The 21,081-nt window shown below is 48.4% G+C and carries 16 protein-coding genes and 1 tRNA gene; 5 read left to right on the top strand and 12 right to left on the bottom strand.

Features of this window, described 5'->3' with window-relative positions:
* Positions 1 to 458: 458 nt before the first annotated feature.
* Positions 459 to 1,565 carry a glycosyltransferase gene (locus IDZ20_RS06810; RefSeq protein WP_188150673.1) on the bottom strand — a complete coding sequence of 369 codons (1,107 nt, stop codon included), beginning with the start codon at positions 1,563 to 1,565 and terminating at the stop codon, positions 459 to 461.
* Positions 1,546 to 2,631, bottom strand: a complete 1,086-nt coding sequence (locus tag IDZ20_RS06805; RefSeq protein WP_245792172.1) for a glycosyltransferase family 9 protein — start codon at positions 2,629 to 2,631, stop codon at positions 1,546 to 1,548. Before IDZ20_RS06805 ends, IDZ20_RS06810 begins: the two co-directional genes overlap by 20 nt.
* 117 nt (positions 2,632 to 2,748) lie before the next feature.
* Here IDZ20_RS06805 and IDZ20_RS06800 point away from each other — a divergent pair, with 117 nt between their 5' ends.
* Positions 2,749 to 4,149 carry a 3-deoxy-D-manno-octulosonic acid transferase gene (locus IDZ20_RS06800; RefSeq protein WP_188150672.1) on the top strand — a complete coding sequence of 467 codons (1,401 nt, stop codon included), beginning with the start codon at positions 2,749 to 2,751 and terminating at the stop codon, positions 4,147 to 4,149.
* A 97-nt stretch (positions 4,150 to 4,246) separates the two neighbouring features.
* On the opposite strand, the gene IDZ20_RS06795 is transcribed toward IDZ20_RS06800, so the two are convergent.
* The 4 genes from IDZ20_RS06795 to IDZ20_RS06780 all read right to left on the bottom strand — a co-directional run bounded on the left by IDZ20_RS06795 (position 4,247) and on the right by IDZ20_RS06780 (position 10,240).
* Positions 4,247 to 6,859 (bottom strand): beta-mannosidase, encoded by a 2,613-nt coding sequence (locus IDZ20_RS06795; protein WP_188150671.1) that lies wholly within the window; start codon positions 6,857 to 6,859, stop codon positions 4,247 to 4,249.
* Between the two features lie 3 nt (positions 6,860 to 6,862).
* Positions 6,863 to 8,656 carry a sodium:solute symporter family protein gene (locus IDZ20_RS06790; protein ID WP_188150670.1) on the bottom strand — a complete coding sequence of 598 codons (1,794 nt, stop codon included), beginning with the start codon at positions 8,654 to 8,656 and terminating at the stop codon, positions 6,863 to 6,865.
* Between the two features lie 106 nt (positions 8,657 to 8,762).
* The gene (gene trhO, locus IDZ20_RS06785; protein ID WP_188150669.1) at positions 8,763 to 9,761 is read right to left on the bottom strand and encodes an oxygen-dependent tRNA uridine(34) hydroxylase TrhO; all 999 of its coding nucleotides are present in this window, start codon (positions 9,759 to 9,761) and stop codon (positions 8,763 to 8,765) included.
* A gap of 161 nt (positions 9,762 to 9,922) precedes the next feature.
* Positions 9,923 to 10,240: a BolA family protein gene (locus tag IDZ20_RS06780; protein ID WP_188150668.1), complete on the bottom strand. Its 318-nt coding sequence runs from the start codon at positions 10,238 to 10,240 to the stop codon at positions 9,923 to 9,925.
* 266 nt (positions 10,241 to 10,506) lie between these two features.
* Between IDZ20_RS06780 and IDZ20_RS06775 the strand changes: the two genes are divergently transcribed.
* Entirely contained in the window at positions 10,507 to 10,731 is a 225-nt protein-coding gene (locus tag IDZ20_RS06775; protein ID WP_188150681.1) for a hypothetical protein, read from the top strand.
* Between the two features lie 206 nt (positions 10,732 to 10,937).
* Positions 10,938 to 11,564 carry a response regulator gene (locus IDZ20_RS06770; RefSeq protein ID WP_188150667.1) on the top strand — a complete coding sequence of 209 codons (627 nt, stop codon included), beginning with the start codon at positions 10,938 to 10,940 and terminating at the stop codon, positions 11,562 to 11,564.
* 90 nt (positions 11,565 to 11,654) lie between these two features.
* Here IDZ20_RS06770 and pyk read toward each other — a convergent pair whose 3' ends face one another.
* The 4 genes from pyk to IDZ20_RS06750 form a co-directional block, all read right to left on the bottom strand.
* Positions 11,655 to 13,103 (bottom strand): pyruvate kinase, encoded by a 1,449-nt coding sequence (gene pyk / locus IDZ20_RS06765; protein WP_188150666.1) that lies wholly within the window; start codon positions 13,101 to 13,103, stop codon positions 11,655 to 11,657.
* A gap of 254 nt (positions 13,104 to 13,357) precedes the next feature.
* Complete coding sequence (locus tag IDZ20_RS06760; protein ID WP_188150665.1) at positions 13,358 to 14,671, bottom strand: sodium ion-translocating decarboxylase subunit beta; 1,314 nt, start codon at positions 14,669 to 14,671, stop codon at positions 13,358 to 13,360.
* 15 nt (positions 14,672 to 14,686) lie between these two features.
* Positions 14,687 to 16,465: a sodium-extruding oxaloacetate decarboxylase subunit alpha gene (gene oadA, locus IDZ20_RS06755; protein WP_188150664.1), complete on the bottom strand. Its 1,779-nt coding sequence runs from the start codon at positions 16,463 to 16,465 to the stop codon at positions 14,687 to 14,689.
* A gap of 79 nt (positions 16,466 to 16,544) precedes the next feature.
* Positions 16,545 to 16,799, bottom strand: coding sequence for an OadG family protein (locus IDZ20_RS06750; RefSeq protein ID WP_188150663.1), 255 nt, complete (start codon positions 16,797 to 16,799; stop codon positions 16,545 to 16,547).
* A gap of 405 nt (positions 16,800 to 17,204) precedes the next feature.
* Between IDZ20_RS06750 and IDZ20_RS06745 the strand changes: the two genes are divergently transcribed.
* Complete coding sequence (locus tag IDZ20_RS06745; RefSeq protein ID WP_188150662.1) at positions 17,205 to 18,137, top strand: tRNA dihydrouridine synthase; 933 nt, start codon at positions 17,205 to 17,207, stop codon at positions 18,135 to 18,137.
* Between the two features lie 62 nt (positions 18,138 to 18,199).
* Here IDZ20_RS06745 and ggt read toward each other — a convergent pair whose 3' ends face one another.
* A complete protein-coding gene (gene ggt, locus IDZ20_RS06740) occupies positions 18,200 to 19,999 on the bottom strand; it encodes a gamma-glutamyltransferase (RefSeq protein ID WP_245792170.1) in 1,800 nt (599 codons plus the stop codon).
* Positions 20,000 to 20,192: 193 nt separating this feature from the next.
* Entirely contained in the window at positions 20,193 to 20,651 is a 459-nt protein-coding gene (locus tag IDZ20_RS06735; RefSeq protein ID WP_188150661.1) for a methylglyoxal synthase, read from the bottom strand.
* A gap of 257 nt (positions 20,652 to 20,908) precedes the next feature.
* On the opposite strand from IDZ20_RS06735, the gene IDZ20_RS06730 reads away from it, so the two are divergent.
* Positions 20,909 to 20,985: transfer RNA gene (locus IDZ20_RS06730), tRNA-Arg, on the top strand.
* Positions 20,986 to 21,081 lie beyond the last annotated feature (96 nt).

Raw genomic sequence — 21,081 nt, 5'->3', positions numbered from 1 at the left:
AACGCTCTTGTTATTTTTTTAAATAATTATTTTTATTAAAAATATAAAAAAATACTGGTATATAGCCAAATATTTATCGGCACGTTTTATCCGCAAAGGGACTACAAATCTACTCTTCTAATAGAATAAATCTACCGATTAAGTGACAATAAATGGGAGATGGTTAACGTAAAAATATAACTATGGCGTTCGAATTAACCGATCACACTGAAATCTGAAATCGTGAATTTAAATAGAAATATAATCTGGCGTTAAAATAGACTGAGCGCAAAAAAACCATTAGGAAATGATCGACGACAGCAAGCTGACCTCGATATAGGGGGACGGCAATTAAAAGGAAGGAAAAAGAGCGCCGAAGAAAAGTATCACGCAAACCAATGGACGGTTGGCGGAGAAGAAAACCAAGTATTGTTAGGCAAGAACAGAGCAATAAGATTGAAAAGTTACTTTTACCTGTATTAGTGAACCGCCGACTCCAAAACGCTAGCGGCATAGACGCTTTCATAAATGGCTAGATTGCCTTTAGCCATGGCCTCAACTGAAAACTCTTGCTCAACTAACTTTCGCCCTGCTCGACCTAGATCCTGACGCAAATTTTGGTCGAGTAGCAATAAGCGCAATGAGTAGGTTAACGCGTCAACATCGCCAACCGGAACGAGCTTGCCATTCACGTTATGTTTAACAACCTCTGGAATCCCTCCTGCCGTGGTTGCAACAATCGGCACACCAGACGCTGCACTTTGTAAAAGCGCCACACCCAGTCCCTCTGTATAGGCTGGGTGAACAACAATATCGACATTGGGCAGTATTTTAGGAACATCTTGACGAAAGCCTGGAAAGCTAACAATAGCGTCCATATCGTTAGCTTTGACGACACCTTGATAGTGCGACTGCCGCGGGCCCTGTCCAAACAGCAATAAACGAAGCGACGGAAACTCGGGCGCTAGCCGCGAGACCGCTTCCAAAATTAACATCTGCCCCTTGCGATCAATCATCTGTGCGAAATTTGCGACGACTAAACTATCGCTTGGCAAGTTAAATTCATCGGCGAACCAATCTCTATCTCGGCGCTCCTCAAACAAGCTCCCCTTCACAGAGCTGTGCACCGTAACGACTTTTTTTGGATCCACGCCGCTTCGACAAACAACGCGACGGATTCCGTCCGAAATACAAATAACGGCGGCAAACAGCGGGTATTTAAGGTTGACGACAAGAGCGGCTTCGGGGTTGTCGACCCTGCGAGAACAAATACAAGGGATGCCAGCCCACTTTGCCGCCAGAGCGCCCCAAATATCGGCGCCACGACGACTGTGAATATGAATGATGTCTGGACGGTAGCGTTTAAAGAGTCGCAGTAGCCGCGGCATCATAAAAATATCTAGCTCTCCCCTCATTGCGATGGTCTCTACCGTCAATGAAGGAGCCGAGAATTTCGATATTGCGCTGTTCCTAGGGCAAACGAGGATGTTCTCGACCTTCAAATCCGCCAGCGCGGTAAGCAAATACTCTACCTGCTTAGCTCCGCCATACAGGTGACGACCTGCTTCAATATGCAAAATTTTCATGGAGTACCTCATCCTTCCCTACGAGTGATTCTGCAGCGACAAATACCTGCTCCGGGGTTAGTTCACGCATACAGTCAAACCGTCCTGCACATGTCGGCTTACGTCCGCAGGGGGCACAGCTCAACCTTTGGGACAGAACTCGCGCCCGTGCAAAAGGTGTTTCACTATAGGGACGTGTGGATCCAAACAGCGCCAAGGTCGGCACACAACGCGCAATCCCCATGTGGGTTATACCCGTATCAACGCCCACCACTAACTTTGCTCTCGCGATAACTTCACTGCTTTCCAGCAACGAGGTGCGTCCAGCTAGGTTGACTAGTGCAGGATGACGTTCACTTAGGCGCTCACCAGATTCTTCGTCTAAAGGCCCGCCCAGCACCAATAGCTGCAGTCCGAAGCGCTGATACAACAATTCAGCCAAAGACAACCAGTGGGACTCGAACCAGTGTTTTTGCGGACGCGTGGTATAGGGACAAAACACAATAAATTCCGCGCCGCCGGTTAGTGCGTGCAATCGCTGCTCAAGCTTGGCCTGAGTTGGTTTTGTTGCAACAAGATTCAAACGAAAATGCCGCGTATCGCAGCCCAAAAATGCAGCCATGGCACGATATTCCGAACTCATCATGCTGCTCACAGGGCGCTCAACCACCGCGTCCATTAACCAATCAGCTTTTTCTTTGGAGGCCAACCCGTAGCATTTGCGCGCACCACTCAGACGAGCCAAAACAGCGCTTTTTAACAGGCCCTGCACATCAATCGTCCAATCGTATCCGCAGGTATGTAGCGCCTGCCGAAAGGCTAATACCTCGCGCAGCAAGGCGTAGCAGCGACCTCGTCGTAATAGTTCTTTCCATTTTTCCTTAGGCCAAACTATAACGTCTTCGATATCGGGGGTTTCCTGCAATAGCCCTGCCACTGCAGGCTCTACCAGCCAACTAATCCTCACCCCTGGGTAGGCTTTATGCAGCGACGACAACAGGCCGGACGCCATTACTATGTCGCCAATCGCGCCCAAACGAATAATCAACACTCGACGTGGCCAATCGCCGGCTTTTAAATCTAACAAAATCGCCCCTTACCTATGCTTAAAACTATTGGAGAATTGTTTTCGCCACTTAAACATAAATTTAATACAACTATGTGAAACTCCAGAGACCATCTTTATTCTTTGAGAAAAATCACCGTGGCAGCCTCCCCAAGTCATACGCACAACACCGTAACGTCTAGCTATCGGCCAAGCATTAGCCAAACCCTTAGCCTTTGGGGGTATTCCAGTCTGTTAGCACTGCTAATTCCCTTCGCCTTTTTAAACCTGCTATTGCGCGCAGTAATTCGCCATAAAGACTATAACGCAAGGCGCTTTGAGCGCTTCGGCTTTGTCCCAGCTCCGCCACAACAGGGGGGATTACTTGTGCACTGCGTATCCGTGGGCGAAGTCACTGCCCTTACGCCTTTATTGAAATGGTTACAGAAAAACAATCCTGAGCTCCCGCTTACTGTCACCACCACTACCCCTACTGGATCAAAGCGACTTCGCGATACCTTTGGCGACGCAGTACATCATTTTTATCTGCCATACGATTTACATATGGCTATGCACGGTATGCTCAAGCGAATTCAGCCCAGCAAGGTACTCATAGCAGAAGTGGAGTTGTGGCCAAACCTTGTACACGCCTGCTGGAAACACAATATTCCCGTCTACCAAGTTAACGGTCGGTTAACGGATCGAGCGACGCAACGCTATAAAAAGTTGGCGGCTCTTTTTGTACCTATGATGAAAAAAATAAGCGGTGTTTGCGCACAAAGTCAGCGCGATGCGACAAACTATCTCACCCTTGGCTTAAACCCTAACAAGTTAACCTTGTGCGGAAATATGAAATTTGATGTCCCAAAGCCCACAAGCTCATCGGAGATTGCAAACGCGTTAGCACGAATTGAAGATATAGCGAAAGGAAAGCGTGTATTGATGGCCGGAAGCACCCATAGCGCCGACGAGAAAGTACTGCTCCCCGCTTTTAAAGAACTAGGTAAACGCTACCCAGAGCTAATGCTGATTATCGCCCCGCGTAAAATTCAACGCGCCGAGCGTTTACAGCTGCGCGCAACAAAAGCAGGGTTTAGCGTACAACGTCTTTCGACTTTATCACCCGAGCGAGCCGCCGATATTTTAATAATCGACAGCCTTGGGCTACTCGCACAGGCCTATTCACTAGCCAGTATCGCTGTTGTTGGCGGCAGCTTTGCAAACAAAGGCGGGCACAATCCACTAGAGGCCTGCGCACACGGAGTGCCGGTAATTATGGGACCGAACACAGACAATCTGGTTGGCGTACGAGAAACACTCGAGCAGGCCAAGGCGTTAACAATAGTGGCCGACAGTCATCAACTGTACAAGAAAATTGACACCTTACTGACAGATGATAAGCAACGCTTAAGCCATTGTTTAGCGGGAAAGGACGTTATGGAAAAAAATAGAGGCGCGCTCGAAAAAACGCTTGAAGCGATAAATTCAACATCTGCGACTGCGGCATGTATTTCACCAGCGAATCACTCAACGTCGCCAATAGGTAAAAAAACAGGCTAGCTAAGGTTGCATGCAACATGCCTGCTAAACCGGCAGACAATACACCGCACTTTTTTGTTGTTAAAAAGTGCGGTGTTCAATCGAACAAAGATTAAGCCTAACCCTCAGTTGTTGTTTGGCTAGCAAGATAATAATGAATAAGTTCGACACTTGTCAGATCGGCATCTGCCCATAAATTGGCTTTTTCACCGCGACGCTTTATTCCAAGAATACTATTTTCACTCGCGGCTTCCACCACAGCCGCTTGCAAGCCAATACGCGTTGGTCGATTCGGTAGCAGATCAAAATAGTTATCGGTCAAGCAGCCATCAAAGGGTAAAAATAAATTCTTAACCAATACATCGGAAGAAACAACCAAGTCGTTGCCGTCGATACTGAGTTGAATATTTGGCGAGCTAAAACTTAACGCATTATTAAGATGAAAGTACAAAAGGTCTTGTGAGTCTTCGATTATTCCAGTCGCTACTGCGGTTTGCTGTTGGTTATCTGGCTTGCTACGCGCAACTACGACAACTTGCTTGCTATCTAAGCCGTGAAGCAGGTCCGACTGGTCGAACTCCGCAACAAGGCTACTTTGATTGGCTTTGGCAACAACCGAAAATGTTTGTTGAAAATGTTGGCTACCATCGAAGCCTAACACCTCAAACTCAAGCGTACAGTCAACATCCTTTAAACAATCGGATACCAATTGCAGCCTAACCTTATCGTCACCTTTAGATAACACCACAATAATAGGCTTATAGGTTTCTCGAATAGCATAGTGTGAAGCCTTCCAGCGACCAAAGTAATCGACCGAAGCCCAAGAGGTTACCGGCCACATATCGTTTAACTGCCAATACATTGTGCCCATGCAATAGTGGCGATTACGTCGGTGCGCTTTAATGGCATAGGCAAGGTAATCGGCTTGCAGCAATTGCGTCATGTAAGCAACTTGACCAAACTCCGTGGGAATACAGTATTCCCGTTCGAGGTATTTAAGCATCATGCCGTAACCATCTAAAAACTGATTTTTGGATGGGTTAGCATATTGCTTCTGATGGGTTTTCATTACGGTGGACGTTACATCCCAATCCTCAGGCAATGAAAATGCCTCAAATGTCTTGAGCTCAGGCATCGACTGCAGGCCGTACTCGCTCATAAATCTCGGCAAGTACTCATCAAAACGTTCGCGTTCATGCCCCAGAAACCAAACACCCCAGTAGTGCATATCGCCGTCGACTTTTGCGCGCTCGTCGACAAAACCATACTTTGGCGACGACGCCCAATAGGTTTTATCAGAATCAAACTCGGCAACGGCATTGGGTAAAATTTCGTGAAAAATACGCTCGTAGTAGCCCCATACTTTTTCGCAGGTTTCCTCGGAATAGTTATAACGCTTTTGCCAGCCCCAGGTATGCCAGCCCTCGGCAATTTCATTATTTCCACACCAAAGCGCGAGGCAGCTGTGGTTGCGGATTCGCTTGATATTGTATTCCGCTTCCCACTGAATGCGCTTCGCCATAATGTCGTCACATGGGTAAGCCGCGCAGGCGAACATAAAATCTTGCCAGACTAAAATCCCCAGCTCGTCGCAGAGGTCGTAAAATATTTTCTCTTCGTAAACCGCACCGCCCCACAAGCGCAACATATTCATGTTGGCGTCAGTCGCATAACCTAGCATTTTTCGATAGTCGGCCTCGGTTAAACGCGGCACGAAAAAGTCGGCTGGAATACAGTTTGAGCCCTTTATAAACAGTGGCTCGCCATTTAGTTTGAAATAGAAATTCTTACCGTACTCATCGTCATCGTGAATAACTTCTATCGTTCGCAAACCAATGCGATGAGACCAATCATCAATTACCTTGTTACCATCCAATAATTCAAGACGTAAATCATAGAGTGATTGCTCGCCAAGCTCGCGTGTCCACCACAGTTTTGGATTTAAAATACTAAAGGCTACTTGCGCATTCGTACCAACATTTGGCTCGAGCGAAACGATTACGGGCTGAAAACTGTTGTCGCTATCGCTAAGCCGTAAACTCAATGCTTTAGAATCGCGATGCTCCAACTCTACGTTGAGCTTTAAGCTAGCGATCTCAGTAGTCAGAGATTCCTGAACAAACTGCACATCCCCCAAGCGAGCCGCACGCCAAAGTTGCAGACGAACCGGTCGCCAAATTCCGGAGGTGACTAAACGCGGCCCCCAATCCCAACCAAAGTGATAGCCGGGCTTGCGCGAGTATACGCTTAGCTTGGGTTCGGGTTGCGAGGTATTCGCAGGAAATACAAAGCCATTTTCTTCGTAGAGTGGCAGGGTCTTTTTCACCACGGAGTGTAGATAGACTCGCAGTTGGTTATCGCCGACACGGAGACTATCGGCAACCGCAACCTGCCAGCCAGAGTACATATTGTCGGCACTTAACACCAAGGTATCATTCAGATAAACATCGGCGTAGGTGTCCAGCCCTTCAAATACCAAATCGCAATTCGACTCAGCTAATTCTTCCGCAGACACGGTGAAGTTGGTTTGATATTCCCAGTCGCGCTCACCTATCCATTGCTGTGAGGTTTCATTGTCACGCCAATAGGGGTCATCAATAATCTTGTGCTGCATTAAGTCTAGATGAATATAACCGGGAACGGTTGCATTTAACCAAGTGCCCTCGCCAGCCCCCACATCGGTCGCTTCACGAAACTGCCAGCCAGCATTTATCTCTTTTAAAATTTTCACAGATTACTTCTCTAGTTTTTCGTACCAGTTAACTTTTAAGAACAAGGTGCCGCTCACGGCAATAACCAACAATACAATCAAGGTCGTCCAGTTTTTGATAACCAAGGCCAGCGGCGCGGCCATTATCGACAACTGCCATACAATCCCAACCAATACGTTTAGCATGTCTCGGCCAAAATCCGTATTCGATTTAAAGCTGGGGTCGTCGGCTTGCACCAATTTTTGAATAGGCCGCCAAAATCCCCAGGGGCGAACATTTTTATAAAAGGCTTTGAGTAACTCATCCGGTTCCGCGGGCGTCAACAATGTACCTAACACACAACCAACCAAAGACAGCGCAAGTATAAATGGGTAGGCCACCAAGGCTTTTACATCGGGTGCAACAATCGGCATGGCTAACGCAAACAATAAGCCGGCAACCATACCCCAAAAATAGCCGTGACCATTAAACCGCCACCAGTGCCACTTAAGTACGTTGGCGGCGGCATAGCCACCCCATAACGCCGATACAATCCAACGGGTAATCGAGTCTACAGATTCAATCGCCAGTCCCACTAAAATACTAATAACCGCCAATAGCGCCGAGATGATATAACTCATACGCACATAGGTTTTGTCGGAAGCATCTGGACGAAAATATTTTTTATAGACGTCGTTAACAATATAAGCCGGGGTAACATTTAAAAACGACGAGGTAGTCGACATATGTGCGGCCAACATACCTGCTAACAAGATTCCCATTAGACCGACTGGGATATAGTTGCTTATCGCAAACGGCAAAATTAATTCAAAGTCGATATTTGGCCCCATGGCTTTTAACTCGGGGCTGAAAAATGCAAGCGCCAACACGGTTAAACCGCCGATCATTAAATAGCGTGGCAGCGCGACAATTACCGAACTAGCACCCGACATTAGCGCGGCTTCGCGTGGATTCTTTGCGGCAAAAATACGCTGTAAACTCTGGGTAGGCACAGGCCCAGCCATACTTACCCAAAGACCTTTGAACAACGCCATCATGATAAATATTGTGAATAGCTCCCAGCCGTCTTTTTCTATTTTGCTATTGACCGATTCCATTATTCCCGACCAATCCAGCCCCAAATTCCAGCCAAACATCAGCCGATCCCAGCCGTCGGGCGTAACCGCCGCCAACATTTCCGGCGAAACCTTCGACATAGCGATTACCGCAATAATGATGGCACTCAGAGTCATTAACAAAAACTGGATGATGTCGGTTACTACAACTCCGATCAGCCCACCCTGCACAACGTATATAGCCGTAACTAAGGTAATAATCGTGGCGTAGATATTCGGGTCCCAACCCCAAGGTAAAAACACGTCGGCGAACTTGCCAATGCCAACAAAGCCATAAGAAAGAAAACCAACGATGGAGATGGTGGAGAAAATAACCACCACCATGTGTGCCATTTTCCCGCCGGAGGAATGCTGATCAAAACGCGATGCCATCCATTCTGCACCGGTCATAGCATTTGAGCGTCGCAACCAAACAGCAAGATAGATCATCATGAACACTTGATTGAAAAAAGGCCAAAGCCAAGGAATAAAAGCGCTTTTCATTCCATACACAAAGGCTAGGTAAACCAACCACATGGTACCGGCAATATCGAACATACCACCCGCATTAGAAAAGCTTAATGCGTACCAGGGTATTTTGTTATCCCCCAAGAAATAGCTGTTGAGATTTTTTCCCGCGCGCTTGGCAACAACGCTGCCAGCGACGATCATGAGCACGAGGTATCCGGTTACAATCGAGATATCGATCCAGTGAAGTTCCATAGGTATATACCATCATTATTGTTATTTTTTAGGTGCTATTAGAATGCCCACACCGAGACAGTTTTCTGCAATCACATGCTAGGCGTATCGTAAAACCCTAAGGTGTTTATTTGGCTTCGGGACGAATAGGTTTTTTCTGGCGCGCTGGCGCTGGAGCACCAATATGTTCCTGACCGCGCTGTTTGGCTAACTCAATTTGCTTTTGTCGCTCCATAAAGCGTTCACGCTGGTCTGGCGTTTGGCTATCGTGGCAGTGATGACAGGCAACGCCTTCAATAAACTTGGGCGACTTCTTATCTTCTTCTGTAATGGGCAAACGGCAGCCATGGCACAAGTCATAGCTGCCACGCTGTAGATCTTGATCTACGGCTACGCGGTTGTCGAAGACAAAACACTCACCCTGCCACAGGCTTTGCTCCTTCGGCACATCCTCAAGATACTTTAAGATGCCGCCCTTCAAATGATAAACCTCGTCAAACCCCTGCTGCTTCATAAACGCCGTAGATTTTTCGCAGCGAATTCCACCGGTACAAAACATCGCCACTTTTTTGTGTTTTGTGGGGTCTAGGTTGTTTGCTACATAGTCGGGTAACTCACGGAAACTTTCGGTGCTAGGGTTTACCGCGTTGGCAAAGGTACCAATCTCGACTTCATAATTGTTACGCGTATCAATCAGGGTTACCTCTGGATCACTGATTAGGGCATTCCAATCTTTAGGCTCTACGTAGGTACCAACAATCTGCTGGGGATCAATATCTTCCACCCCCATGGTAACAATTTCTTTTTTCAGCTTTACCTTCATCCTATAAAAAGGCATTTCCTGCTCATAAGATTCTTTATGCTCAATTTCGCCCACACGCGCGTCGGCAGCAAGGTAACGAAACAAGGCATCAATCGCATCGCGACTTCCAGCCACGGTGCCATTTATGCCCTCATGCGCGAGCAGCAAAGTACCTTTTATCCCCTGTTGCATACAGAATGCCAGTAGCGGCTCTCGCAGCTCGTGGAAATCCGGCAAGGATACAAACTTATACAGTGCAGCGATTACGATCGCTGAGGACGCAGGTGTTATTGTGCTGGTTGGGGTTTTTACGCTATTCGACATTTTCGGTTTTTCTGTATTTGAGAAGATTCTGGGCTTGGGGAGGGTCAATCTTCTAGACGGTTGAACAAGTGCGCCTAGCAATACACTAGGCGGCCAAGCTGGCAGGCATTCTACCCCTTAGCTGGGTATCGGCCAAATAAGCCCATCGTTTGCTCATGGGTTTAAGCTTGCTTACTACCACCCAGACAATCTGGTGACGCTGGACTGGATTCCTGCCTAAGCCCCCACTCTAGGGGCGTATAGGTATGCAATGCCAGCGCGTGAACCCCATTGGCCAGCGGTTCCGCCAACACGGCATAGACCTGCTGATGACGTCGTACCGCGGCAAGCCCTTCGAACTGATCGGAAACCATAGTAACCTTAAAATGCGTTTCCGAATTTGGCGGCACACTATGATTGCCACTTTCATTTATTACGCTGAGAAAAGTCGGCGCTAGGCTCTGTAATTTTTGCTCAATATTCGCTTGCATAGACGACATAGATTACTCCACAGTTAAGTGTTAGCCATATACCGTTTAGATACCATCTAAACATTTTCAATATATTAGTGGGACAAACTGACGCCATACTGACGTCGAAAACAAGATGTTATATATGCCAACTAGACCGTATTTTTTTAAATAAATTGGGAAACACGTCTGACATATTGCGCAGCTGAGGCTACACTAAACTAATACAAACCATACGAACGCTTCCCAGAAAGCGCACTATGATAACACGCGAACAAAGCCGTTAGAGCCAAGGTATGAATGACGCCACTTTTATATTTGTAGACCGCCGAGCAGGTCGTGACCGCCGTTTAGACGCCGACCCCTGCAGTAAAATGCCAATGGACTTGTACCATCGTAAGCGCCGCAAATCGAAAGAACGGCGTGACACAGGCAAGACCCTTAGTGACGATTACTACAGCTATTTAGACCAGACCGCGAACCAACTGCAGTCCACTATTAGCGAAAACACAAAAAACTAACGGGGCGTCGCGTAAAGCCGCTATTCCAACTCGATTGGCGGCCTCTAGCGCTGTTAGCGATTATCCTCGACGCCGCCATGTAATTACCTGTCGCACCATAGAATTCTAACTATACTTAGTTGCATACAAGCAAATCTAAACCGACACAATGTCACCTGCTTCGGCGAAATGTTTGCTCTCATCAATTCTATTATTTGTGTACCACTATGTTGTCTGCAGCTGAAACCAAACTTGTCGTCGACACCCTAACCAAACGCAGTGCTTGGATAGGAAAAATGCTCGAAGATCAAAAACTTGAAGAGGGCAAGCGCAGCGAGTACCTCAACGCACAAAAACTACTTAGTAGTGCCGCGCAAAAATTGACCGCCAGCTCCCCAAGCCCAGTACGAACCCAGCAAAAACCTGCAGACAAAACTAGCGCCACCAGCTTAGCGCCCCCCAAATCGATTGCAGAGGCACGCTTCCTGATTGCTGAAGACGACCCAGATTCAGCAAGCTTGTTGGTTGAGGTTCTCGCTGACGCCGGCGCCAAGTATGTTGAAGTCGCGACCGACGGCATGGCGGCATTTGACAAGATAAAAGCTGCCGCAGAACCTTTTCATGTCATTCTATGCGACTGGGATATGCCGCTACTCACTGGACTTGATGTGCACAAAAAAGCACAGGCATCCAATACCCTTCGTGGCGCACACTTCATGATGGTGACCGCCGTACACGATGCAGCTCGAATTAAACAAGCCGTCACTCAGGGTGTAAATGACTACATTATCAAACCCATCGATATCGACGTATTGGAAGCTAAGATTAAAGCGGCTTTGCAGCTAAGCAATTAAAGGCTACCGATAGAAGTAAAAAAGGGCGCTCAAAAGCGCCCTTTTTTATGCCACAAACATTTAGGTCCGTGGTGAAAGTATCACTGGCTATCAGGTAATGACAGCGCCAACTTTGATAATTTTCATGGTGTTAGTGCCGCCGTGAACGTTGGCGTAATCACCCTTAGATACCAAGACCAAGTCGCCATCTTCAACTTCTTCGTGCTCGCGCAACAAATCAATAGCGCGTGAATTAGTTTCCGCATGTGGAATTGCTTCAGAATCGAACAATACCGGCTCAACACCGCGGAACAGCGCTGCCCGACGTAGGGTTTTTTCGTTACGAGACATAGCAAAAATAGGCAAACGAGCGCCAAAGCGTGACATTAACAAAGCGGTAGAGCCGGATTCTGTCATAGCTGCAATACAGCGCACATTATTCAGCTCATGTGCCGCGTACATAGTCGCCATGGCAACAGCTTGGTCAATGGCGGCATAACCATCTTTAGGTCGAGCTGGAGCTGTTTCGGCCTGTGGCGTTTTCTCCGCGCCGCGAATCACACGTACCATTGCTTCAACCGTTTGAACTGGGTACATACCAGCAGCAGTCTCGGCAGAAAGCATCACAGCATCAGTGCCATCGAGTACAGCGTTTGCAACGTCAAACACTTCTGCACGAGTCGGCATTGGGCTGCTGATCATAGTTTCCATCATCTGCGTTGCGGTAATAACACAGCGATTCAGTACACGAGCACGCTCAATAATGTGTTTCTGAACACCGATCAACTGAGCGTCACCAATTTCAACACCCAAATCACCACGCGCCACCATTACTGCGTCAGACGCTAAAATAATATCGTCAAGAACCTGATCGTCAGCAACTGTTTCAGCGCGCTCAATTTTAGCGACCATATACATATTACCGCCCGCATCACGTGACAGCTGGCGAGCCAAATTCATGTCTTCCGCTGTACGCGGGAAGGAAACAGCGAGGTAATCTACGCCAATTTCAACAGCTGTTTTAATATCAGCGCGATCCTTGTCAGTCAACGCCGGAGCAGTCAAACCGCCGCCCTGACGATTAATACCCTTGTTATTGGAGAGTTTTCCACCTACAACCACTTCTGTGTGAATACGCTCGCCTTCAACTGACACAACTTTTAGCACTACACGACCATCATCCAACAACAGCATGTCGTCTGGGTTAACGTCTCGCGGCAGCTCTTTATAATCGATGCCCACTTCTTTCTGGTTGCCAGCGTCGCGCTCAAGCGTTGAATCTAACGCAAATTTGTCGCCGATGTTCAACTGAATCGGACCATCCGCAAAGCGAGCGACACGAATCTTGGGGCCTTGTAAATCACCTAAAATCGCAACGTAGGTTTTATGGCGTGCGGAAATCTCACGGACCTGCTTAGCTCGCCCCAGATGGTCTTCGGGGCTGCCGTGGGAGAAATTCATACGCACCACATTCACCCCCGCAATTATCAGCTTTTCCAGAATACCTGGTTCATCTGTAGCGGGACCTAGCGTGGCGACAATTTTTGTACGTCTATACATAGAATTCTCCGTGAGGAATTTTAAGTGCATGAAAAAATGCGCGCATTCTACTATATAGGTGGCGCGATATGGAAATAGATGTAAATTAATTACTTGAGTAAAGCATGATTTGAGTACAAAGCGAGCAAATTATAACCGCCCCGATACACTATCTCGGCTAAGTATCTGATGTACTTACGCCACCGGAAAAACAACTGCATCGCCAACTCAGCTAATTAAGCAAAATTGGCGATGCGGTCTCTTGTGAGGGCAAACTATGCGCCCATTGCCGTTACCATGGTGATCATAACACCAGCAGCAACAGCGGACCCAATAACACCGGCAACATTTGGGCCCATCGCGTGCATCAACAAGAAGTTGTGGGGGTTGGCTTCTTGACCAATCTTATTGGATACCCGTGCCGCCATAGGAACCGCTGAAACACCGGCAGATCCGATCAAAGGATTGATTTTTTGTCGGCTCACCAAATTCATCAACTTCGCCATCAACACACCCATTGCAGTACCGATAGCAAAGGCAACCATACCAAGCAGTAGAATACCGAGGGTTTTCGGGTCGAGAAACTTATCTGCAGCCAGCTTGGAACCCACCGAAAGACCGAGGAAGATGGTAGTGATATTAATTAAGGCGTGCTGAGTGGTCTCGGACAAACGGTCAACTACACCGCTCTCACGCATAAGATTACCAAAACAGAACATACCCAGTAACGGCGCCGCATCGGGAAGAATTAAGGCAACCAACACCAATAGCACGATAGGAAAGACAATTTTTTCCCGGCGACTAACCGTTCGCAGTTGGGTCATCACAATCTGACGCTCAGCCTTGGTGGTAAGCAAACGCATAATTGGAGGCTGGATCAACGGAACCAATGCCATATAGGAATAGGCAGCAACGGCAATCGCACCTAACAGGTCAGGGGCCAGCTTACTGGCCACGTAAATGGCGGTAGGGCCATCGGCACCACCAATAATGCCAATAGCGGCAGCGTCAGCAATACTAAAATCAATAATGCCAAAAGAGGACAGTGTAACCGCACCAATAATGGTAGCGAAGATACCAAACTGCGCCGCAGCGCCAAGAAATAGGGTTTTCGGATTAGCCAGCAACGGACCGAAATCCGTCATCGCACCCACGCCCATAAAGATAATCAGCGGCGCCGCGCCGCTAGCGATCGAGACTGTGTAAAAGTTATAGAGCATACCGTTGGAGTAGCCAGCCGTCAGTGCCAACTCTGCAGCGGCATGCTGCACGACAGGCGCAGCCGACCCATAAGCCGTCGACAACTCTTTTAGACTATCCCAACTCGCCACCCCTAAAATCCGCGCCAACTCAATCATCAGCGATGGATCTGCGGCAACAATCGCGTTATCAACCGCAGGTAACGCCATCCCAGCCCAAGGAATGTTCGCCAGAATACCGCCAAAACCTATGGGCACTAGCAGTAGTGGCTCGAAGCCTTTTTTAATGGCTAAAAACAACAACAGCAAACAAATAGCAAGCATCGCTAATTGCCCCAATTGCAGATGATATAGACCAGTCGCCTGCCAAAGCTGTAACAAATTACCCATGAAAAACCTCGATGATTAGGCGATAGTCAGTAACGGATCGCCAACAGCAACCACATCACCTTCTTTAACGTTCACGACACCGATGATTCCCGAGCGCGGCGCGCATATTTGCGTTTCCATCTTCATAGCCTCAAGTACAAGCAGTGTTGCACCCTCTTCTATATTTTGGCCCGGACGAACCATTACACGGAAAATATTACCTGCCAGTGGCGCATTTACAGGCTCTCCTCCAGCAGCCGCGGCACCAGATACCTCTGCTGAAGTACCAATTGCTACAATGCCGGACAAGTCGCCACCATCATTTACCGTGACCGTGTAGTCTTTGCCTTCAACGTTAACGGTGTATACGGAATCACCGGCATCATTCTTAACACCGGTCGTTTCTTTACCTGTTGGAACTGGCTCGAACGCTTCAGGGTTGCCGCGATTAGTCAGAAACTTCAAGCCGACTTGCGGGAATAGTGCGTAAGTAAGAACGTCATCAATTTCTTGATCCCCAGCTCGCAGCTCTACTGACGTCGCTTCCGCCTTTTCTTTTAACTCTTTGGCCAACGCAGCCAGTTCTGGCTCGATCAAATCAGCAGGGCGACAAGTAATGGGCGTTTCGCCTTCTTCTAGCACTTTAGCCTGCAGTTCAGCATTCATAGGAGCTGGCGGTAAACCATATTCACCGCGCAGAATACCGCGGGTTTCTTTAGAGATATTCTTATAACGCTCACCACTCAACACATTCAACACCGCTTGAGTGCCAACAATCTGAGATGTTGGAGTCACCAGCGGGATATATCCCAAATCTTTGCGCACGCGTGGTATTTCTTCTAACACCTCGTCCATACGGTCGCTAGCGCCCTGCTCTTTCAACTGTCCTTCCATGTTGGTAAGCATTCCACCGGGAACTTGAGCGATAAGAATACGTGCATCCACTCCCTTCAAGGAGCCCTCGAATTTCGCATATTTTTTTCGAACTTCACGGAAGTAAAGTGCGATTTTTTCCAACCTAGCCAAATCTAAACCGGTATCGCGTTCAGTGCCCTCAAGTGCGGCCACTAAGGTTTCGGTTGGGCTGTGACCATAGGTAGTCGACATGGAGGAAATAGCGGTGTCGACATTATCGATACCCGCTTCAGCAACTTTTATAATAGTGGAGTGCGCAAGGCCGGTAGTAGCATGGCAGTGGAAATGAATTGGAATATCACAGGACGCTTTCAAGCGGCTAACTAACTCAAAACCCTCATAGGGCTTGAGAAGTCCGGCCATATCCTTAATAACGATCGAGTCGGCGCCCATATCTTCAATTTCTTTACCTTGAGCTACCCACTTGTCGATCGTGTGGACTGGGCTAGAGGTATAAGAAATGGTGCCTTGAGCATGCTTGCCGACATCTTTAACCGCTTTTAAAGCCGTAGCGATATTACGCATATCATTCATGGCATCAAACACGCGAAACACATCAACGCCATTCTTGGCTGCACGCTCAACAAACTTAATAACTACGTCATCGGCATAGTGCCGATAACCAAGAATATTTTGGCCTCGAAATAACATCTGTTGCGGCGTTTTCGGCATTGCTTTTTTAAGCTCGCGAATACGATCCCAGGGATCCTCACCGAGAAAGCGGATACAGGCGTCGAACGTCGCCCCACCCCAAGTTTCAAGAGACCAATAACCTACATTATCGAGATCTTCAGCGATCGGTAGCATGTCATCGATACGCATACGGGTTGCAAACAGAGACTGATGCGCGTCTCGCAGCACCACCTCAGTGACACCCAATGGTTTCTTTGTGTTACTCATTTACAACCGCCTCTGTTGTGATTTGCTAAATTATTAACGCGAAATAGTGACGCGAAAGCTCGGTTTCTTACCGCCTACCCTATGCTTTACCTTGCTTGGCTCTGTGCACCTGTATGGCAGACTTAATTATCGCCAGAGTACGGCTATCTACCGATTCTGCGTGGGCATTCATTACCGCCGGTTCGGGTAGAACAATAGGCGCTTCAGGAAAGAATCGAGTCACGATCTTTGACATCAGAGTCGTGGCTAGCACCAAAAGCGTCAGGAACACAAAAACCGTGCCCATGCCATAAAGCAGGAGATCAAAACCTTCGTTCCATAGATGTGTTTGCATTGTTTTTATCCTGCCCCTATATCACTAAAGTTCGTTGCTATGACCCAACCTACACACGCACCTAGACCAATGTTTTCGATGCAAAAATTCAGTGTTGGCCGCGCGCGGCCGCATAAGATAAAGAAAATCGCCCCCCTAGGGCAAGTGCTGGCACCGAAAATCGACCACTCTTTGGTCGCAGTTTGAGCACAAAGGGCAAAAAAAGAGCAGTTAGTGTTATTTTAGCACTCAACAACAGACAAACTCATCAACACGAACACCCTTGACACGGGGCTCCAAACTAGAGATGAAGGCCCTAAATTACACTGAATTAGAACCAAGTGCGCACTTGTTTTTCGACTGTCATAGATACAGCGTTCTGCTAGACTTGCCGCGACTTCCCCTTAGCCACTGCCGACAGACTAAATGCGAATATTCTTAGCCCCTATGGAAGGCGTCGTTGACCACCACATGCGCCAGACACTTACCGCAATAAAACCAAGCGGCATCGATATTTGCGTTACCGAATTCGTTCGCGTCACCAGTCATTTATTGCCCAACAAAGTTTTCTTAAAGGCGGCACCCGAACTCGAGCAACACGCGAATTATCCGCTGCGCCTGCAACTGCTCGGCAGCGTCCCCGAAACACTAGCCGAAAATGCCGCCAAAGCCGCCGCCATGGGTGCCCCAGCAATCGACCTAAACTTTGGCTGCCCATCAAAGACCGTCAACAATCACAAAGGTGGCGCTTGCCTACTGGATGACACCTCCCTGATCCATGACATAGTTGCGGCTGTGCGTGAAGCTGTTCCAACTGAAATTCCAGTAACCGCCAAAATTCGACTTGGCTACGACGATCGCGCGAGCTACCTACGCAATGCGGAAGCCATAGAGCTCGCCGGTGCTAACGAGCTGGTCGTCCACGCGCGCTCAAAAGCAGATGGCTACAAACCGCCAGCACACTGGCATTACATTGGAGAAATCCGTCAGCAGCTCTCGATTCCAGTTGTTGCCAATGGCGAAATTTGGAGCCTCGAAGACTACCAGAACTGCATCGAGCAATGCGGGCGCGGCGATATCATGCTTGGTCGAGGGCTACTAGCTCGCCCCGACCTCGCCTACGCCATAAAGCAATATGAAGCCGGACTAAATTATGAACTCATGCCGTGGGCGGAACTTCTCATACATGTACGCATGTTTTTCAGTGGCACCAGCCTTAGTTACCCCGCGAAGCACACGGGCAATCGACTTAAACAATGGCTGTTTTACCTAAAGCGCAATTTCCCCGAAGCTGACGCGCTATTTGAAAAGATCAAAAAACTGCGTGACCGTGAAGAAATACTAAAGGCATTGTCCTAACCGCTTCTTGTTCTAGATCGAATATTGGCTCAGTTTCTTGCGCCTTTAGGTCGAAATGACTACTAGTTAGCCTCTATACGCCACACCAGCCGTGGTTCACTTACAGCGACAAACCCCGTCGCCGTTTTTTCGATGGCTTGAGTCGCACCAAACGGCGGCCAATCAACTAAGTTATGCCCCTTTTTGTCTAGACCCGCGCGCAAATCCGGCGATGTAAAAGGGTCAATCAAGGTTCGATCGGGGCGCCACTGATGGTGCACGCGCGGCGCCGCCATTGCTGCGGGCAAATCCATACCCAACGCCAAACTGTTGACCAATACCTGCGCGACCTGAGTAATGATCGTTGGCCCTCCGGCAGCGCCAAGCGCCATCACCGGCTCGCCCTTTTTGAACACCAAGGTTGGACTCATGCTAGAAAGTGGCCGCTTGAAGGGTTCGACGCGATTCGCATCGTAGGTGATAAGATCAAATGCATTGCCCGTATTAGGACGCGTATTAAAATCATCCATTTGATTATTCATTACCACGCCCGTCCCCGGGATAGCGACCTTACTGCCAAATGGGGTATTCAAGGTCGTCGTTATCGTCACCCAATTACCCTCGGCATCGGCAACAGTAATATGGGTTGTATGACGATTAAATAGATCAGTTTTCGCGTTCGGTGGAGTACCGGCACGAACATCCTTAGCCGCTTGCTGTGGATCGATCTTTGCCGCCAGTGAGTCCGCGTAGTGTTTGTCTAACAAACCTTTTGGCACATCGACAAAATCTGGGTCGCCCATCCAGTAAGCGCGATCGGCAAAAACCAACTTCATCGCTTCAATGATTACATGATAGCGATCGACTTCACTCATCGTCTTAAGGTCAAACGCCTGCAGTACATTTAACAGCTGACTAACGGCTGTGCCACCAGAACTGGGCGGGGGGAAACCAACAACTTCAAAGCCGTTATATTCAGACACAACAGGCTCACGCAGAAGTACTTTATAACCCTTGAAATCGGAGGCACGCACTAGACCGCCATTTGCTTTCATCCAAGCATCTATAGCCGCAGCAAACTCACCTTGGTAAAAATAATCGCTGCCAGCTTGAGCGAGTGCTCGATAAGTTTTAGCAAGATCTAGCTGCCGTAGTACAGACCCTTGCGGCAATGGCTGACCGTCATCGAGAAATATTTCAGCACTTGCGTCAAACCGCGCTAAATCACTCGCCTTTCCCGCCAAACGTTTCGCGTACAGCTCATCGATAACAAACCCCTGCTCGGCTAGGCGTGCCGCGGGCAAAAGGCTGTCGGACCAATTTAGCTTCCCGCCCTTTTGATGCAATAGTTCGAGCGCGGCAACAGAACCTGGCACACCTATAGCCAAGGCCCCGGTTCGACTTAGCTGAAGGTCTGTAGCGCCTGAGGGATTAAACATATTGGCGTGAGCGAGCGCAGGCGCCATTTCACGGCCATCTATAGCAAGTAATTCACCCGCTGCGGTACGCGCTACAATAAAACAACCGCCACCCAAGCCAGAGTTGAAACCATCCACAACGCCTAGCGTAAAGGCAACCGCCAAAGCGGCGTCAATGGCGTTGCCCCCCTTGGCAAAAGCCGCCAAACCCGCTTCGGTGGCGATGGAATTCACCGATGCTATAGCCCCACGACCGTCGGGGGTAAGCATGGCATTGTTAGCAAGATCATTAACTGGCGGGGAAGAGTAGACACCTAACGTAGCTTCGGGTGAAGGGGGCTCAGATGAGGGGCCAGTGCAGCCACTAAGCAGTGTGCTGATAGACAGCGCAGCAGCGGTTAGCGCGATTCGTGTCGCCGCCGCTGCAAATCGAATCGAACCGGCAGTAACCCCAAAACATCCCATAAACCCACTCCCCAATATTTATTTAGTCAATCATTGGAGGCAGTCTAACAACTATTGCGGCCGGAATTAAGGCGGCCACCGCCACCCACTCGACAGTAAAGCTAAATAATCAGCTAGATCATCAAACCTACAGTAACTAGGGGTGAGAGGTACGCGACAACCTTGCAGGCCAAAGCCCGCAAGTATTTTCTATTTAGACTGTACGCTCGCGAATATAAGATTCGTAATCGGGTACTTGACGGGAATAGGTTGTGTCGAAAAATGAAGACGTTATCAAAAAGTCCGCAGAAGCCTGATTACAGGCCACGGGAATATTCCACACGGCAGCAATACGCAATAACGCCTTAACGTCTGGATCATGGGGCATTGGTTCAAACGGATCCCAGAAGAAGATCAGCATATCGATCTCCCCCTCCGAAATCTTTGCCCCAATCTGCTGATCGCCACCCAGAGGGCCGCTAGCACATTTAGTGATCGGTAAACCCGTCGATGTTTCCAACTTGTAGCCCGTAGTTCCTGTGGCATAAAGGTTGTGCTTAGCTAGTCGGTCTTTATGTTTGGAGGCCCAGCGACCCAAATCGCCTTTCATATTATCGTGAGCAATAAGCGCAATACTCTTGCGCGGTGACGATTCCAATATTTTTGATTTCAAGTTGCTACCTCATTTTCCGTAAACATTTGATGTTTAAGTCCAGGCTCCTATTGCCGCCACCTAGAATGTGGGGGCGCACAAAGCCGCAAATCCAAATCGTGTCAAAGGATAAGTTTAACTCAAATTTAAACAGACAAGGTTCTCGATACCCTGCGATCGAAAATAATCTGCCTATTGCTGAAATTCCCTCTTGACTCACCCTGTCCAACTGAATAATATACGCGCCCTCAAGACGGCAGCAATTAAGCCGGCTTTTCGCACTCGTAGCTCAGCTGGATAGAGTACTCGGCTACGAACCGAGCGGTCGGAGGTTCGAATCCTCCCGAGTGCGCCATACTAGAAAACCTCGACTTAGGTCGGGGTTTTTTTATATCTAAAATTTGCTCGCAATGCGCGGCAACTCCCCTTCCCCCTCTTAATCAAACCCACT

Origin of the sequence: Teredinibacter waterburyi (assembly GCF_001922985.1) — a bacterium.
GTDB classification, from domain to species: Bacteria; Pseudomonadota; Gammaproteobacteria; order Pseudomonadales; family Cellvibrionaceae; genus Teredinibacter; species Teredinibacter waterburyi.
The sequence above is the reverse complement of the archived record's forward strand: the minus strand, read 5'-3'. Positions and strand labels throughout refer to the sequence as shown.